We start from the raw sequence: 18,472 nt of genomic DNA, 5'->3' as shown, positions 1-18,472 counted from the left end.
TTTTATCTGGAAACCAGACTTTTATGTTTTTGAAAAAGGAAAGCGTTTTCTTCGTGAGGCGCTGTTCAGCACGCACCGCTGAGTTTTGGAGTTGCAAGGCATTCTTCGAGGTTCCTCGGAAATATGACGGAGGGTGCTTCCCGTCCTTTTTCCCACAGTAGAAACCTGCTACTTTCGGGCATGGAAATGACAATGACCGGTATTCAAGCGATGCAATGGGCCAAAGAGATATCAAAACTGCCTGACGGCTGCTTTACCATTGCCTTCTTCCCGTGTTCCAGGCATAAGGGGGAGGCATCAGCCACATTGACAGTTAAAGAAGGATGCAGATGGCGTACTCAACTGCCTGAAGAAAGATTCAGTATAGACAGTGACAACTTCTTTCTGTTTACAGACGCAGACGGGGAACCCAAGATGTGCTACCGTATTCTCATCAGGTACATGGGCTTTCCTCAAGATGGTTTCAAACTTCATAAAATAGATTGGTTATGAGTAAAAGCAATCTCAAAATGGTAGGCAACTTCGGTTGCTATCTTGACGATGACAATGTAATATCCTTCCAGATTGGAGACAGGCCAATGGCTTCAGTCCTGGAACCGGACCCGATGTTCCCCCTGAGTGGAGGAAGTCTTCCGGATACGCAGTGGCAGAGCATCCAAGGATTCCAGGTGTGCAGCCGTGGCTTCAACAACATGAAATGCGAGGAAGTCGCGTCCGACATAAAGAAGAACCGGCTTCTGCCAAGACTGATTACCAAGCAGGTCAGCATGCTGTATGGCCATGGGCTTGCCGTGTACAAGCCGGCAATCGTGGACGGGAAACTTCAGAAACAGTGGGTTGACTGTCCGGAAATCATGGACTGGCTCAACAGTTGGGAACAGCGCGGTCTTGAATCGGGTTATAAGGAAGTGGCCAAATCAATCATCAAGAACTACTACTATTTCAGGGACTGTTTCGTAAAGTGGCGCTTCACAAAGGGAAAAGCAAGAGGGACGATGCCCGTTGCCGGCCTTGAATCCATGGAGAACAGACATTGCCGGCTGGCCACCACCAAGAAGGATGTGGCGACAGATGTTGTCTACTACCGGGATTTCCGCTACATTGCCGTAGGGCGTTGGGGGTATGGCACATCCACTTTCCGCATCTATCCGAAGTTTTCCTTTTCGGAGCTTGCCAATTACAGATTCGCGGCCATTTCCCATCACCGGGAAAAATCCGTGGATGAGTTCTACGGTGTGAACGAAACCCATGCCGGTACCCGCTCCTACATCAAGGGTTCCAACGATACGGCTGATTATATCAACTCCTTTTTACGTAATTCGCTTGCCGCCAAGATACACATTGTCATCCCCAATGCCTGGCTTGAGTCCAAGAGGATCCAGATAACCAAACTCTGCGACGAGAATAAACGGCGCAAGAAAAACAATGAGGAAGAACTGATGTACAATGGCATCGTGATTGGTTCGGAATTCAAGGAATCCACCCTGATAAAGTATCTGCAGTCTGAACTGCGCAAGATCTCCCGCTATCTGTCCGGTGCAGACAACCAGGGTAAGGCGTATGCGACAATCAGCTTCAAGAACAGCCAGGGCGAAGAGGAACGCTGGAAGATAGAGACGGTTGATTTGAAATACAAGGAATATATCGATGCCTTGATATCCTATGACAAACGCGCCGATGAGGTGCTGCTGTCAAGCGTGGGACTTGACTCCTCCATATCCAGTGTCAGCAAGGACGGGGTCATATCCAAATCAGGAGCCGATGCGTATTACAACTATCTGATATACATTATGTCACTGACCTCGGAAGACGAAATATGCTCCGAACCGTTCAATATGGCCATACAGATTAACTTTCCCCATTTGTACAGCCAGGGGTACCGTCTTGGATTCTATCGCGAAGTCCCGGCACGCCAGGAAGATGTTTCACCTCAAAACAGACTAAATCAGCAACAGTCATGAGAATATTGGAAGAACTGTTTACCACCATTTCGGAATTTCGGAAGTATGCTCCCTATGCAGAGAGCAATGTCACTTTCGACCAGCTCAATTCGTCTGCCATTTCTGCGAAAAAGCAGATGGTTATCATCCTTACCAAAGATGTCTACACCGATCTGACGGCAGACGAGGGCGAACTGAAGGAGGCCCTGCGTCTTGCTATGGCCAATCTTACCATGGCCAAACAGCTCATTTTTGATGTTGTATCCAAGCGTAAGGATGATGTCGATATATACAAGCATGAGCAGGAAAGCATGCGCAGGTCGTATATCGAGAATTATTATAATGCCATGGATACTGTCATCCAGTTGCTTGACAACAGTCAGACCGTACCCTCCTGGAAAGAAACGAGATACAAAAAGATGCTTGATGTTCTTAAAATAAAGAGTACGGAGGAGTTCGACATGCTGTATACGATAGACATGTCCTATCTGTTCTTTTTCCGGACCATACCGATCCAGAGCGAAGCGCTGGATGACGGGATATCGGCCTATTTTGAACGGGCAGAGAAAAAGGAGGAGGTATTGCGCCCGCTCAAACGATGCCTCGCCAAGCAGACCATAGCCATTGCCCTGCGGAGATTTGACATTATAGAGTTTCCACCGACAATAAGAAGTCTGTTTGACGAGTCTAAGGCAAGCAGGTCTGGGAAGGATGAGCAGGCCCGCATGCTTGAGTTGTCCGCTTCTCTGCTTGAAGAGGTGAAGCGGGAACTGGCCAATATAGATCTGCTTTTGTCAACGGACAGTTCCGGCTCTGTAGATACGAACACATCCTTTAACCGTCCGGACGACATAATAATGCTGATGCCATGTTGACAATAGATTTTATAGCAAAAGGAATGCAATACAGCATCCCCAATTCCTGGGATGGATTAACTCCTTATCACTTCCAAGCACTCATGCGTGATATACAAAGGTTTGCGGAGGGAAAAATATCCGTCGGCATGGTCCGTGCGAATTATGTTTGCCGGATTATGGGATGGAATCTTCAAAAAATAAGGAATACGGATGGATGGGCAAATGTGGCCTGGCTTGCAGAGCAGGTGACATTTCCGTTCACGATTGTCTATCCGGATAATGATGCAGCACTCCAGGAATTGGATTCTGAAACATACAGACTCTGTAAGAAGATACCACCACACCGGTTGCATGGAATAACCATATCCAGGTATCTGGACAGACTGGACTACAAATATGCAGTCGACTCATGTTTCTGCAAACAATTGGTTCCGGCAATACATCTTGAGGATGAGACTTTTTTTGCCTATAATATAGAAACCATGTTCAACCGTCTTACATGCTCGCTTACGGCACTCCAGTTCATTGAAGCACGCAGTCTCCTCGGCTGTCCGAAAGAGCAGCTTCCTCTACTGGCTGCCATCCTTTATTATCCGGACCGGTATTCATCTGCCGGTGCGCATAAGTTGGCACAGAAGTTCACGGAGGCACCGATGAATGAGCTTGTTTCCGTAGCCTTCAACTTTCAGGCCTTCATCAATTATCTGTTTACCAGAACTGAATTCAAGTTGCTTACAGAACTTGAGGAGACCAAAGTTTCTGCCATTTCCACGGGTGCACTTGAGTCTCTGTACAACTTGAGTTCAGACGGGTTTGGGGATATTGAAACCATCGAACACATGAATGTCATCCAGTATTTGACCATCCTCCGGAAAAAAATTATTGATACAGTGCGCAGCCTGCATGCGGCCAAAATGGATAAAGCGGATATTGCCAGAGAAACCAGACTTCCAATTCACATAATAAATGAAATCCTATGATACTTGATTTGCTCAGATATTTTGCCCGTTTTCCCCAAAAGGAAGGGGTTGTCTCCATGTTCGCCAACGGCTCAAGTGACTTTATCCAATATGCGGAACTGCTTGGGTATGTCAAAAAACTCCCGGAACCGATAATGCCCGAACTTGAGAATCTTGTTTTCGGGCAGTCATATGATTACGTAAAGAAGCGCGTCGATAATATTACCGGCAACTATCTGTTCGTGGATTTCGGAGAATTCACATCAAGCCGTGACACACACAACTCCATTCTTGACAGCCAGAAACTTGCAGCTACCATAGCCATGAAAGTTTCGGATTCCGCAGACATGGTTGAGACGGCCATTGCCTCGGAAATGAGCTTGTCTCTCCTTGCGGCACTTCGGAAAAGGCTTATTCTCGATTCACGGTCTGAGGATTTGCCATGGCTTGATAAGATATCGGAGAATCATGACATTATCCCTTTTGTCTCATCCGAATTCAAATCCATAGGTTGGACACTCATGTTCAGTTCTGCAGCAACCGATTTGTTCAATGTCAAACCATCCCTTAGTGAGTAGCAGATATCGGACCATTAAATGGTTCAGAAACTTTTTGTTCATGTTGTTTATTTCCATCCTGGCCGTGGGCTGTCGAAGTTCGCGGTCAGGAGCTACTCCTGATTACTCTTTTCCGTCATCCCTACCACGAGAAATAATCATCTTTTTACTCACGCTAAACAAAGCTAACACACTGATAATAAATAAGATATTACTACGTTATGCGCGTTAATAGTGTTACCTTAGCTGTACGAAAAATAAAGGATAAAACATTATGAACGAACAAGTTACAAACATTCTTAACCAAAGCATAACAAAGACGGCAAAGATACAGCAGCTCCTTCTTTTAGGTCTGACCCGCCGCCAGATAGCCGATTTGGTAACAAACGGAAATTACGGTTTCGTGCAGAACGTATACAAGAAAATGCTGGAAGCCGGAAGATTCGGTCAGCAACCGGCCATCGCAGCCTGCCCCGAATTGGACTATACTTTCAACAGACGTTTCGGCATCGAGATAGAGGCATATAACTGCGAAAAGGGAGTTCTTGCCCGTGAACTTCGTGAGGCCGGAATTGCAGTTGCAGTGGAAGGTTACAACCATAACACCCGCGACCATTGGAAGTTGGTTACAGACAGCAGTCTTAGAGGAAACGATACTTTCGAGCTGGTAAGCCCGATACTTGAAGGGGAAGCCGGATTGCAGGAACTTCAGAAAGTATGCTGGGTGCTCGATTATTGCAATGTGAAGGTGAACGACAGCTGCGGCCTTCATATACACATGGACGCTGCAGACTTTACCATTGAAACCTGGCGCAACCTTGCAATAACTTACCGCCGCCTCGAACCGGTAATCGACTCCTTTATGCCGGGCACCCGCCGAAACAACAGATATTGCAAATGCCTTGCCGGAATTTCAGAACGCAGCATAACGGAGGCAGAGAACATCATGCAGCTACGTTCAGCCTTCGGGAACGACCGCTACCACAAATTGAACCTTGAGGCTTACGCACGCCATCGCACAGTTGAATTTCGCCAGCATTCGGGTACCACAAATTTCACAAAGATGGAAAATTGGATACGGTTTGCCGCCAACATGATTACCTTTGCAAAACACGGCATGGTAAATTCGGGATGCCCGCTTTCAAATATCCCCTTTCTGACAGCCGACCAAAAAGTTTTTTTCAAATTGAGAACCAAAAAATTAGCATAATATGATGACAACTTACACTTTGCAGGATGGCGGTATAATTGCCGCCTCCTGCCCTGCAGACTTTGTAACCAAACTCCGTGAAAGCAGCCGTTTCGACAGTGAATGTACTGACCAGGAGTATATGTACCATTTCGCCGACCGTTTCCATGACCAGACGGGGCATGTAGTCCGAGCTGATACCCCGGAGCATTTTTTTGAGGATTTGCTTTCCAACGGGTATATAAGCAGTAACCATAATGTTAAATAATTCCCAAAAAGGGAAGATTTTAAAGAAAAAAACTTCTCTGTTTGGGAATTTATATGTACCTTTGTAACAAATAAAAGAAACATGAATATAACGGGTTCTGAAAAATTAGAAAAGTTCTGTAGAAAGCATAACGATGCGCAATCTGCCTTGGAAAAATGGGTGGACGAAGTAACAAAGGCATCCTGGAAAAACCATAATGATTTGAAAAACGACTATTTGTCTGCAGATTATGTAGGAAATAACCGTTATGTATTCAATATCAGAGGCAACAAATATCGTCTCATCGTTTTAGTCGTATTTTTTGCCGGTAATGTTGACATCCGTTTTGTCGGCACTCACGCTGATTATGATTCTATTGATGAGAAAAAAATAAAAACTATATAGGAGGTACGTGTTATGAAAATAAAGACTGATAAAGAATTCCGTACTTATCAAGCGGAAATGGAAGCCATCACTGTTAAAGGTACAGACTTGGGAGATATGGAATTGCTGAGTGAAGAAGAAAAGGAAAGATATATCGTGCTTTCTCAAGCTATCAGTGAATGGGAAGCTGCATATCATCCTCTGCCTGGGAGGGTATCAACCTTGATTACTGATGCCATCCGTAAAAAAATGGAGACAGAAAATATAAAGCAGAAAGAGACAGCCAGGCGTCTCGGTATCTCTGAGTCAAGGGTTAGCGATATACTCAATGGTCGTCGTCCTCTTAATCTCAATATTGTAAAACGGTTACGGGACAATTTCGGTATTCCGGCAGATTTTATATTAGACAATATTTGAGTCGGCATTTCCTATCATAAATAAAGGCTTCCTGCTAATGGAGGCCTTTTTTCATTGAACAAAAATACATTTTCTGCACATGAGAATTTTAACATGTGCAGAAATAGGGTATATTTGCACTTATAGGAAGCCTATCAAGAGTCCTATTATCAGACCCGATAAAAAGCATATCATGATGATGATTGGAACCAGCTGACAGATTCTTTCAATAAGTTGAGATCCGTACATACTTTATTGATTCTATCCTCCAACTGAGTTAATTTGTATTGGTCTTGCATAACTTCTTTCTTTTATTCCAAAAATAACCTTTTTCTTTTGCCATTCCAAAAACAACCTCTATATTTGCAGTGACTTCCATTTGATGTAGGCGACGAGTAGTTCGCCAACCGATTGCCGTTGGCATTTTTTATGCCCATCGGTTATCTATATAGTTCCGACCCCCGTGTGGAGTGTTAATGCACCCACTGCCTGCATCAGGTGGAAGTCAACGGGAAAGCGGAACTTTCTTTTTTGAAGCATGTTTTTCTTATTTTTTTGGTATTGAAAGTCTGCTTTCCCTTCATTTATTAACCATATTGTTTCATTTAAATTGACTTCCAAAATGAAAAAACAATCTCAAAGCGCCCGCGGACGCTATGTATCCGCTGAGAAGGTCCAGACCTTATTTGCCCAACTGGGCATTGAATTGTGTTCCGGTCGCAAGCGTATCCGTGCTGCGCGTAGTGAAAAATCCATTATCATCTATGCCAATGGCGGCACTGTGAATATTTCCTTCAACGAGAAAGGAGGTGCCAAATGAACCGTATCAAGTCTATAACACAAAAAGACATTTATGTTCAAGCCGAACGTCTTTGCACAGGAACTGAAACAAGTGAGTATAAATATTGCCTTGCTTATTATGGCAACTATGTGATGTGCGACATCTCTGCGGAGGATGCCCGTGAAATCATTGCCTGCCTGCAGCATGCGCTTGATGTTAATGAGAAAGGAGGACAAAATGAAAAATAAAGAGCAAGAACAGAAAATTACCGATATCAGTATCCATATAGCATCCTTGTCCGCATCGTTCAAACCTGCCCCGGATGCACGCCATGCCACCCATTGGTTCACTACGGATGAAGTCTACGACGCCATTCGCCGTATTGATCCTGGAGCGCAAATTAGTAAGGAGCAGGTTCATCAAGCCATGCTTGATGCCGGTTATAAATACCAGAACCGTCCTGGTTCATCAGGACTGGACTTCCGGTGGATGCTCCAAGCGAAAAACTAAATACTACTGTCATATAGGGGGTAATTGTTCGTGATGAATAGTTGCCCCTTCGTTTTTATGTCCTTTCCGTACCGCCTCCCCTATTCTATCTTCGCTGGAAATAACAGTGAATATGATTACAGACCAGCTTGTCAGAGAACGTTTTGTCCATGATATAATGTCTCAAGGCATCAACCTTATTTATGAGACACAAGAAAAAGTTGTGCGTACATATCTCAACTCACGATCCGGTGACCTGGTGGCACATCTTCAGAAACGTCCGTTCATTGCCCAGGAATCAGATACGAAACAAGCCTATTATCTGCGTATATTCCCATATCTCCGCTTTCTTGACATCTATTATCGTCGTGGAGCCGGTGACCGTATTTCCCGTCATATTCGCCGTAATCTTGCTCTTTATAACCGGGTGGTCTGGGGAGTGCTGTATCATGAGACATTCCCGGAAATAAAGTACGGTTTCACGGAAGAAGTTCGTACCAATATTCGCAAGGAACTGGAGCAGGCCCTTCAATATGAAAACTCAAACTGGTAACATTATGGCAAAAAAGCATCTATCCGAAGACGAAATCAAACTCATAATCTCAGGTGACAGTTCCAAGCTTCAGGAAGAGCTGCATACACTGACCAAGGAAACCAAGGCTTTGAAAAAGGAAGAGTCCGAACGCCGCAAGGCTATGGTGGAGCTCGAAGCCCAAGGCAAAAAGAACACGAAAGACTATCAGAACCTTGCGAAAGAGTGCAAAGACTATACGGCCAAAATTTCCAAAAACAATGAGAAAATAAGTCTGCTGACCCGTAACTTGAAAGTCAACGATCTCACCATGAGACAGCTCAAGAAAGAAGCTAAGGAGCTTTCCGCTGCTTTGGATGATATGACTGAATCTGCGAATCCGGAAGAATATGCCAAGCTCAATACCCGTCTCAGAGAAGTCCGTGCCCGTATGAGCGAGTTACGCAGCGCAGGTAACAACATGAACAATGAGTTCGGCAACAGCGTGAATTGGATGTCCAAGTTAAAAATAGCAGCCAAGGCTTTCATTGCCGTTAAGGTTGTCGGATGGCTTAAGGATGTCCATAACCAGGCATACGAGACACGCAAGGAATTCGCCAAATACGAGGCGGTCCTTCGGAATACTTTCCAGTCGCAGAAGAAGGCCAATGATGCCATGAAGATGCTTCAGCAATTGGCAGCAGACACCCCATCGTCCTTGCAGGAATGGACTGAAGCATATATCAAGTTGGTTAATCGTGGAGTCAAGCCTACCAGCCAGGAGCTTGTCAACATGGGAGACCTTGCCGCTTCCCAAGGAAAGTCCGTCGATCAACTCATTGAGGCTATACTTGATGCGATGACCGGGGAGAACGAACGTCTGAAGGAGTTCGGTATCAAGGCTTCCAAATCCGGGGAGACTACAAAGTTCTCTTTCCGAGGAATGACTACCGAAGTGCGCAATTCTGAAGATGCTATCAAGGATTATCTTCTTTCTCTCGGTCGTGTCGACGGCATTGCCGGTTCCATGGCCGTGCAGATGCAGGAACTTGAAGGAATCCAGTCCAACCTTGGAGACACAATGGATGCCTTTTTCAATAAAGTGGGAAAAAAGCTGGAGCCGTTCTGGAAATCCATGTTGAAGTATGCCAATGGATTCTTCACTAAACTTGGGGAAATGTTCACCACTTATACGGAAACTTACGAGAACCATTTCGACAAGATGGTACAGCTTGAGAGCGCATTGCCGGGACTGTTGAACCGATACGAGGAACTGACCGGCAAGTCCTCCCGTTCCGCTGAGGAACAGAAAGAGTTGGCCAATGTCATAGCCCAGATAAAGAATATGGTACCCGGCGCTGTTTCCGCTTTCGATGAGTATGGACGTGCAATTGCCATCTCTGGAGAAAAGGTCGAAGAATTTCTCATAAAACAACGTGCCTTGCTCAAATTTGAAAATCAGAAAGCGATAAAAGAAATCACAAAACAAATAGAAAACTATCGGAAAAAAATAAAGGAGTTACAAGAACAGTACACCTATGGGAAGACCAACATGGTTGGGCAGGGTATGTTTGCTTCTCCCATCATAACGATAGATAAATCGGACACAATGAAAAAAGCAACAGCTGAAGAGATTGAGAATTACAGCAACATGCTTTTGGGAGCAGAAGAGAAATTGAAACAACTGAACGGCCAGACTATTGAAGAAACCGTCAAGAACCAGCAGAAGCTTGCAGAAGCACGCCAGAACTTCAACAAGATGGAGAAGGTTCAGTTGCAAGCCTGGATAAAGAACAATAAGGATGCAGCCGGTGAGTATGTGGAAATAGCCCAAGAAATATACAACAAACGTTTCCCGGCAGAGGACTCTGACGCGACCAGGAAGAAGGCTGAAAAGGCTGCCAAAGAAGCAAAGTCGGCTGCAGAAAAAGAGCAGAAAGCAAAAGTCTCTACGGAGCAGGAAGCCGCCAAGTCTCTTGAAGCATTAAGGGAGGAAGAACTGCAATCCCAACAGAAATGGTATAATGATTCGTTTGCCGATCTTTCAGCTTTTCTGGCATCAGGAAAAATGAGTAAGGAACAATATGAAATGCTGGTACTCGAACTTGAAAAATCGTATGCGGAAAATAGGCTCATCATAGAACAGTCTTATTATGAGGACGCCATATCCATGGCCATTTCCAATGCAGAAACCAAGGAAAATCTCGTCCGGAAGTCCAATCAACGTGTCATTGATGCGGAGAAGGCGGCGAATGCCAAGCGTGCTTCACTGCAGGAAAAGCTGAATACCCTTGTCAAGGACTTCAAATCAGAGTTCAAGGTTACTACAGTTGATGAAGACTATGCCGCGCAACTCAAGGTTCTTGAGGCATCCTACCAGGCGCGCAAGGAAATGGCTGAGAAAAACAATCTTGATACGACAGAATTGTACAGTGCCTACCTTGGAGCTAAGGAACAACTTGAATCCGAACACAAACAACGTATCCAGTCCATTCGTGACCAGTATGGCTTGTCTACACAGCAGGAACGGTTCAATGCGGAACTGGAACAGCTCAGGCTCGCACGTGAACAGCAATTTCTGACTGAAGAACAATATGAGCAAGCCGTCCAGAACCTCAAACGGGACAGTTATAAAAAGCAGTTTGACTATTATTCCAGTCTGTTTTCCGGAGCCATTCAAGCATTGCAGCAAGCGGAAATGGACCAGGTCGATGCAAAATATGATGCGGAAATTGAGGCAGCCCAAGGTAATACGGAAGAAGTGGAACGTCTGGAAAACGAAAAGGCCCAGAAAAAGCTTGATATACAGAAAAAATATGCGGACGTGAATTTTGCAATCAAGGCATCACAAATCATCGCAGACACAGCTGTGTCAATCATGAAAGCATATGCAGATTTGGGACCGATTGCGGGTTCAATCGCAGCAGCCCTTATGGGCGTGACCGGAGCCGCACAATTGGCCAGTGCCAAAGCTGAACGGGATAAAATCAAAAATATGACTCTTTCCGGCAGTAATTCCGGCAGTTCCGGTACCGGCGCACGCGTTGCCACCGGTCGCCAGTCCGGAGGCAAGATTGATGTCCGGCGCGCCCAGGATGGAAAGCTCTTTCCCGATGCCGACTACGACCCTGATGCACGGGGATTCATTGACCGTCCTACTGTCATAGTAGGTGAAGGGCCTTCCGGACAATCCAAAGAATGGGTGGCCAGCAATGCAGCTGTAAGCAACCATACCGTCGCACCGATACTTGACATACTGGACAAGTCCCAGCAGGCCGGTACCATAAGGACACTTGACCTTAACCAGGCAATCCGTGCTCGAATGGTCGGTTATTCATCCGGTGGCTCCATTGATGCCCAGAAATCTGCAGTGCCGATACCGCCTGCGCCATCAGGAACCTCTCTGCCTCCAAGACTGATGGAACGCCTGGCCAATGCAATCATCCGTATTGATGAAGAAGGCATCCCAGCATCCGTCACTCTATCTGAACTTGAACGCAAGCAGGAATTGCGGAACCGTTCGCGTAAAATAGGAAGCAAATAACATTTCATCATGAAAATAGTACATTCTTTAGGAAAAGCCTATCAACTGGCACCTGACACGCAAATTGAAATCGAACGTCCGAATCTGTTCTTCAATGATTATGGTGAGCAGTCACTTCCGGTGGATCTCCCGGATACAGACCTGAACCGGGAACTGACCGGTTACCCCGATATGGTGGCCAACCGTAAAAAGCCGCAGACAGACATCACATGCAGCATCCGAGACGGTGACTACTGTGTGACCGCCCGGCAAGCCATACTCGGTGCCAAGCGGAAAGAGAAGATAACGACGACATTCTACATGAACGAGGGCAGTTTCCTTTCGCGCATCGAGAAAGTTGCCGTACCGGCCGTTTTCGGCAGCGAGACCGTACCCGGAGTAGAAACCGTAGAGCAGGGTATCAACTGGTGCCGTTCGTTGCTCGACAACACCAATCCGCATTTCACCCTCTTCCCCGTCATCATCGAGCTGGACGGGGAAAAACGCGGAGTGAACGTCACCTGCGTAATGGACGAGAATGGAAGGCCGATGCAAGTCCGTCCCAGAGTCACAAGGAAACAAGGCTTATACAACTCATATGCCCGTACAGAGAAGGTGGACAGCCGTATAATCACACTTGATCCCGGTTACTACATTACGCCCTTCATCCGTGCCACCTACCTACTGGAACGTATCTTCTCCTATTTCGGCTATACCTTGCAACCGAATTTTTTCACCGAGACCGAGCCTTTCAAAAGCATGGTGTTCATCAACAATACTGCCGATGCGCTGGTGAACGGCACCATCCTGCTGGCCCACCTGGTGCCCGACTGCCTATGCTCTACCCTGCTCGAAGTCTTCCGCAAGAAGTTCTGTTGCGAGTTTGTTCCAAACGAAGTGGCCAAGACCGTCCGCATAGAGTTTTTCAAAGACATGATAGCCGCACGCAACCCGACAGACTTGACGGCTTGTCTGGTCGGACAACCGGAAATCAATTACGAGACAGCCCGTCAACTGAAGCTATCGTCAAAGAGCTCCCTCAGCAATGGAAGCACTCTTGACAGCACCACCGAGCTGGAGCGCAAATACCCCACGGCCTACTATGACATGGCATCCGGCAGATACGTAAGGATGGGTTATGGCAGGGAGGGCGTCATCAGGGTAGTGTCCGACGGAAACTTGCCGTTCTATGCCGGAGAAGAAGGACTGGATGACTATGAAGTGGAGGTGCCCGACAGTCAGTTCTGTTTCGACAGCCTAATGTTTTTCGTGCAGGGCACTATCAACGGAAGAGAATACGGGAATTCCGTAACTGCCCCCTATATCGGAGAAGGAAGGATGCTCAACAGTACTATCCGGGTAGCGGACGAAAGTACGAAAAGTGAGGAAAGTGAGGAAATGACAAGCGATCCCTACCTGACCGAAACCTCCCATGACCAGAATCCCATGCTGGCTTTCGCCTTAAGTAACAGTACCGGACTGCCCGTTGGGGCAAACCACGATGCCGCGCGTGGCTACTCCCTTCTGTACAACGGCCCTATCGGTATCTATGAAAAATTCTGGCGAGACTTCGACACCTTGCTGCGCAATGCCCTGCACAAGGTAACAGTTCCGCTACTGATGACGAACACAATGAAGCAAGCCCTCCCCGTCTACCGGAAAGTGGCACTGGGCGGTTCGGAATACCTCATTGACGTGCTGAAGTACACTCTCGGAGGCAACAATATGCCAATGGATACAACGTTGCTCACTACGCAGCTCCAGGAGCCCGTAACCATGGCCATGGACGAGAGCGAACGGATGAAGATGCCTGCCTACAAGTGGAAGGTAAACTGCACGCTATCCGAAATGACAGAAGACGAATGGACAGCAGCAGGCTTCGAGGCGGGCGCGCTGGTGGACATGACCATCGTTTATCTTGCACCGCCCACCGAGAAACAGTATGCCGCAGGCGGACAGTACCACAAGCGGACGGACTACTACAGCTATATGTATTATCCACGCCGGGGAGAAGGTGAAATCTGTTATAGAAGAGTGTCCATTTACATGACTCCCCAATTGATTACAGATTAAGGCGGTTGATGATGCGTTGTCCTTTCTGCATGCAATCAATCCACATAAATTCGCACCAAAAACAGAATGTAAAATGAATATCATCCAACAGCCCGACATGCTGTCGCTCTCGATGAACCTGAAGAATTTCATCATCGGCTCTTCCCGGCAGACGACATTCACTCTGAAGGCCGGCGACAAAGAACTGGTGTCTCAGGTATATGCTCCTGATGAAAACGGAGTGATGGAGATAGATATACATGAAATTGTACACTCGTTCCTGTCATACAGCTTGAAAGACATCGGAGAGGTATATCAGCAAACCAACCTGGTTGCCGATTTCACAGCAGTCATCGACTCCACTGAAATCACCTTTCGCGTTATCCGCTCTGGAGTGGACCGCTTGACTGACTCCGCCACCAATTTCCTGACACAGAATTTCCTCACCTGGCAGCCGAATGTAAAGCCGGTCACTTATTATTCTCCGGAGTTCCTGACCTACTATGCTGTGGTTGCCGGTACAGTCAGACTTCGCGCTTACTTTACGGACGAGTCTGGAGCCGTTAAATCTCAGACAGATTATACTGTTACAGAATTGATGCCAGGTATAGCTTATACCATGCCTCTACAATACTCTGTCGTTGCGGGGTGGCTGGGGCATAAATTACCTGCATATTATGATGTATGGGTCGAGAACACCTCCGGCCAGCGTCTTACATATATACAGCGTTACTATGCTGAGGATATGCGCTCCGAGCAGGAACAATGGGTACTGTTCGAGAATTCTCTGGGCGGTATAGATACCTTTCGGGCTTACGGTGTTACTACTCTTAATGGGGAGCACACTCATAATATAGCGGAAACTGATGAATGTTTCCAAGAGTATCGTGTGGATACCGAAAGGAAATTTCAAAAGAATACCGGATACTTAAATGATAATGAACGCAAATGGTTGCTTGACTTTTTTCCATCCCAGAAAAAATATCTGTATGCAGGTAATTATTTGCGGCAGATAGTCGTAATGGAAAGCAATGTCAGCTTTACGAATCGTGACATACCGAGTAATTATACATTCACATTTAAGTATGCGGATGCCCGTCCTCTACTAAATCTTCCCAGAACTGATCTTCCGGCAGATATTCTTAACATCACTGTTCCCGAAGTCGGTTCTTTTACGGTGCCCCCTCGGCTTGCTGAATTTTCCCGCTTACCACTTTCCGAGGGGGCCTTATTTCCCATACAAAATCCATATTCAGAGGAATGGTCAACTACTAATGTAGCTGCAATTGGGTATTACCTCGCAGACTTTTTATCTCGCATCTTTGGTTCTGGCGGCGGTGTCGGTCATAAACACCGTAACTATGATTTGCTTGAATTGCTTTCATATATTGAAGGTTATCTGCTGGTAAATGGCCAAAAGATAAAAGCTGGTTATGCGGACAAAGCTGGTTCTGTTGATGGAATGGAGGATATGTTCCTTCACAAAGACCGAGCTGACGGCACTCCCTTCCCCATAACCTTCGGAGATTGGGTCAAGTTCGGCGAGTTCCTCACCGGCATATCCGGAGGGTGCATCGACAAGAACGGCATTCTCGAGATGGAGGAAGGCATATTCCGCAAGCGTCTGTTTGTTCCGGAGATTGCCTATAACCGTGTGACCTATTTCAAAGGCAGGATGTGCGCCTCTCCCGGAGGCGGGTGTACGGTCAAGGAGTGGAGCGACAACGGCGACGGCAGCTACACCATAACTCCAGACTTGACGGATGCCGACGGGCTGAGCCAGTTTGTCGATGATATACTTACTACTTACTTCGTCACCAAGAACGCCGAAGGCAAGCTGCAGGGTTTCGAGGAGATGAAGTTCCGGGTGACTTCCGCAGACTATACAGCCAAGACATTCGTCATGACACCCAAGCCGGGTACTGACTGGAAGCCGGGGGATGCGATGGTACTTGCCCAGACGGGTAACTTTACGGACCCGGAACGGCAGACGTACATCCTGATTGATACGGTTAACGGCAACAACTGCATTACTTTCTTCGACCACGCCAATACTTGGGATGTCGAGCCGGCACAAGAGATGTCGTGGATTGGCAAAAAGAAAGGCCGTACCATACATGGCATTCCGGCCGACAACTACTCGGCTGTTTTTCGCCACGTCATCATGTCCGGCAAGATATTCCAGGTGGATGACATCACCGGCGAGGCTTTCCGGGTGCCACTGTTCAAGGGGGCGTGGAAAAGAGGTGAGAAGCATGCCTATTACGATGAGGTGACGCATAACGGCAGCTCCTGGATATGTGTCAATGAGAAAGGCACGTCTACAGAGCCGGCAGACGGTAATGCCGACTGGCTGAAATACGCGGCCAAGGGAGAAAGCGGCAAGGGTATCAAGTCTACCGATGTGGAATACGCGATATCGGTGTCGAATGTCATTGCCCCGGTGGACGGTTGGCAGACTACCTCCCCAAAATGGGAAGCCGGCAAATATATCTGGTCGCGGACGAAGATTGTCTATTCTGATGGCGAAGTCAAGTACACACAAGAGGCTTGTATCAGTGGTGGGCAGGGAGCTGACGGCAAGGGCATCAAGTCCATTACCGAAGAATACTACCTCTCCTCTTCATCGGCCACCACAACCGGAGGCAAGTGGCAGACTACCTCTCCGGCATGGAAAAACGGATGGTATATCTGGACCCGGACAAGGATAGTCTTTACTGACGATACTCCCACCACAACAAACGCCATCTGTGTGACCGGCAGCAAGGGTGCGGACGGCACAAGCATCACCAATTGCGGTGACTGGCAGACCGGCAAGCATATACCTTACATGGGTATTACCAGGATGGCCGGACGTGTCTTCCTCTGCATCGCTCCCGGTGGTAGCGACAATCCTCCGATGTGGACACTGACCACCAACGATGGACGGCGAATCACACAAACCCGGGACGGGGGCAAGACATATGGTTATATCATCACCGGAGACCTCAATACCGCTGAATATGAGCTGTTGGTGGAGAACGGCCAGGACGGGCGTGACGGTAGGGATTATGAGTGGATATTCAAGCATACGACAGAGAATGTGACACCTCCTACCCCTGCCACCTCGCAGGTGGATGACTATGTTCCGTCCGGCTGGCACGATGACCCGATTGGTGTCAGCGAGAGCCTGCCATACGAGTGGGCTTGTTGCCGCACGAAGAAGGACGGTGTATGGAGTGCGTTTTCACCGGCAGCCATCTGGGCCAAATGGGGCTTTGACGGCGAGTCGGCCATTGTAGCCGATTTCGACAACGAGATGGAGAGTGTGGCGTTGACATACGAGGGAAAGACCGTTTCGCAGTCCGTGCTCAATACGACCGTCGGCATGTGGTATGGTACGAAGAAACTACAGCTCAAGTCCATATCATGCGTGACCCCTGCCGGTGTCACGGAGAGCTACAATGTCAATACGGGTGTGATAGCGTTTACCGTGGCTTCCGGCATTTCGATGCCTGCACGCTCAGAGGTCAGGATAACCGTTACAGCTACGGTACAGGATACGGATATAAGCCGTGAGCTGGTGTTCACCGTTACGGGGGTGCGTGCCGGTAATCCGGGCAGTGATGCGGTACTCTATAGGCTGGTGCCTTCTGTCTCATCGGTAAGCAAGCGGAAGGATGGTACCTACAGTGTGGCAAGCGTGTCATGCACACGCACCAAGTCTGTAGGCGGTACCACTTCCATCACGACGGATGGTGTGCTGAAATACAGTAAGGACGGAGGCGCAGAGGTCGAGATACAGAACGGAACGGCCATTTCCCCGAAGAACTTCACGGCGCAGTTGCAATTTGTCTATTATGTGGGTGGGCAGGTCGTGGACCGGGAAACTATACCCATGGTTGTGGATGGCAACGACGGTAATCCTGGGAAACCGGGCGGTGACGGCGAATCCGTCAAGGCTGGCGGTGAGTGGCGCACGGCTAATACTCCATACAAAAAGCTCACCATCTGTACGATGGGGAGTCGCTCCTGGCTCTCAAAGGTTGACACTTCGAATCCACCTCTATGGACTCAGACAACTCATGACGGGAGGCGAATCACTCAGACCCAGAACGGCGGCAAGTCCTACGGTTATATTATTACCGAAGAAGTGAACACCGACGAATGGGAACAGCTGACCCAGGATGGCGGCATGGTCTATCTCATCAGTACATGCAGCAATATACGGGTGAGCAGTGCCGGGTCTTTGGTGCCTTCAGCTTTCCGGGTTTATGCCAAACGGACGCTCGGTAGCGCCACATTGACTTATCCGGACGGATATCTGGCAGCGAGAGGCTACAGCAACGGGATATGGAGCGCCATCGCAGGGCCTTCGAGGGCTTCCGAGATTACGGTCAACGCTTCTGCAGGATATTCAACGTTTTCAGTCCGCTGCTACCAGAGCCAGGCTGACGCTTCGGCATGGAATGACAGTTTTATAGCCGAGCTGTCCGTGGGTGTCAGCTATGACGGTTCAAGCGGACGAGACGCCAGTGAGCCGCGTCCGAGAGGTTTTTTCGCCAAAGGTAACACGTATGTGTGGAATGAGGAGTTCCATGACATCGT

General features: G+C 47.7%; 16 protein-coding genes. All 16 read left to right on the top strand.

Features of this window, described 5'->3' with window-relative positions; all coding sequences use genetic code 11:
* Positions 1–192: 192 nt before the first annotated feature.
* Positions 193–492, top strand: coding sequence for a hypothetical protein (locus M1B78_RS13885; RefSeq protein ID WP_230628231.1), 300 nt, complete (start codon positions 193–195; stop codon positions 490–492).
* The gene (locus M1B78_RS13880; RefSeq protein WP_119957868.1) at positions 489–1,961 is read left to right on the top strand and encodes a hypothetical protein; all 1,473 of its coding nucleotides are present in this window, start codon (positions 489–491) and stop codon (positions 1,959–1,961) included. The genes M1B78_RS13885 and M1B78_RS13880 overlap by 4 nt, the downstream gene beginning before the upstream one ends.
* Entirely contained in the window at positions 1,958–2,815 is an 858-nt protein-coding gene (locus M1B78_RS13875) for a hypothetical protein (protein WP_151882863.1), read from the top strand. The genes M1B78_RS13880 and M1B78_RS13875 overlap by 4 nt, the downstream gene beginning before the upstream one ends.
* Positions 2,809–3,777, top strand: a complete 969-nt coding sequence (locus tag M1B78_RS13870) for a hypothetical protein (protein WP_257940979.1) — start codon at positions 2,809–2,811, stop codon at positions 3,775–3,777. The genes M1B78_RS13875 and M1B78_RS13870 overlap by 7 nt, the downstream gene beginning before the upstream one ends.
* Positions 3,774–4,334 carry a hypothetical protein gene (locus tag M1B78_RS13865; RefSeq protein WP_257940978.1) on the top strand — a complete coding sequence of 187 codons (561 nt, stop codon included), beginning with the start codon at positions 3,774–3,776 and terminating at the stop codon, positions 4,332–4,334. Before M1B78_RS13870 ends, M1B78_RS13865 begins: the two co-directional genes overlap by 4 nt.
* Before the next feature lie 253 nt (positions 4,335–4,587).
* Positions 4,588–5,523, top strand: coding sequence for an amidoligase family protein (locus tag M1B78_RS13860; protein WP_257940977.1), 936 nt, complete (start codon positions 4,588–4,590; stop codon positions 5,521–5,523).
* A 1-nt stretch (position 5,524) separates the two neighbouring features.
* Complete coding sequence (locus tag M1B78_RS13855; protein WP_117652830.1) at positions 5,525–5,770, top strand: hypothetical protein; 246 nt, start codon at positions 5,525–5,527, stop codon at positions 5,768–5,770.
* 81 nt (positions 5,771–5,851) lie between these two features.
* Positions 5,852–6,154 carry a type II toxin-antitoxin system HigB family toxin gene (locus M1B78_RS13850; RefSeq protein ID WP_117652829.1) on the top strand — a complete coding sequence of 101 codons (303 nt, stop codon included), beginning with the start codon at positions 5,852–5,854 and terminating at the stop codon, positions 6,152–6,154.
* A gap of 12 nt (positions 6,155–6,166) precedes the next feature.
* Positions 6,167–6,550 carry a helix-turn-helix domain-containing protein gene (locus tag M1B78_RS13845; RefSeq protein WP_257940976.1) on the top strand — a complete coding sequence of 128 codons (384 nt, stop codon included), beginning with the start codon at positions 6,167–6,169 and terminating at the stop codon, positions 6,548–6,550.
* A gap of 601 nt (positions 6,551–7,151) precedes the next feature.
* Positions 7,152–7,349, top strand: coding sequence for a hypothetical protein (locus tag M1B78_RS13840; protein ID WP_257940975.1), 198 nt, complete (start codon positions 7,152–7,154; stop codon positions 7,347–7,349).
* Positions 7,346–7,558, top strand: a complete 213-nt coding sequence (locus M1B78_RS13835; RefSeq protein WP_151882858.1) for a hypothetical protein — start codon at positions 7,346–7,348, stop codon at positions 7,556–7,558. Before M1B78_RS13840 ends, M1B78_RS13835 begins: the two co-directional genes overlap by 4 nt.
* Entirely contained in the window at positions 7,548–7,820 is a 273-nt protein-coding gene (locus M1B78_RS13830; RefSeq protein ID WP_117652824.1) for a 5-formyltetrahydrofolate cyclo-ligase, read from the top strand. Before M1B78_RS13835 ends, M1B78_RS13830 begins: the two co-directional genes overlap by 11 nt.
* Positions 7,821–7,932: 112 nt before the next feature.
* Positions 7,933–8,352 (top strand): hypothetical protein, encoded by a 420-nt coding sequence (locus tag M1B78_RS13825; RefSeq protein WP_044468282.1) that lies wholly within the window; start codon positions 7,933–7,935, stop codon positions 8,350–8,352.
* Between the two features lie 4 nt (positions 8,353–8,356).
* Positions 8,357–11,854 (top strand): hypothetical protein, encoded by a 3,498-nt coding sequence (locus tag M1B78_RS13820; protein WP_257940974.1) that lies wholly within the window; start codon positions 8,357–8,359, stop codon positions 11,852–11,854.
* 9 nt (positions 11,855–11,863) lie between these two features.
* Positions 11,864–13,906: a hypothetical protein gene (locus M1B78_RS13815; protein ID WP_257940973.1), complete on the top strand. Its 2,043-nt coding sequence runs from the start codon at positions 11,864–11,866 to the stop codon at positions 13,904–13,906.
* A gap of 73 nt (positions 13,907–13,979) precedes the next feature.
* On the top strand, positions 13,980–18,472 hold a 4,493-nt coding region (locus tag M1B78_RS13810), incomplete at its 3' end, for a hypothetical protein (RefSeq protein ID WP_257940972.1).

This window comes from Bacteroides muris (ex Fokt et al. 2023) (assembly GCF_024704895.1).
GTDB lineage: Bacteria > Bacteroidota > Bacteroidia > Bacteroidales > Bacteroidaceae > Bacteroides > Bacteroides muris.
The sequence above is the reverse complement of the archived record's forward strand: the minus strand, read 5'-3'. Positions and strand labels throughout refer to the sequence as shown.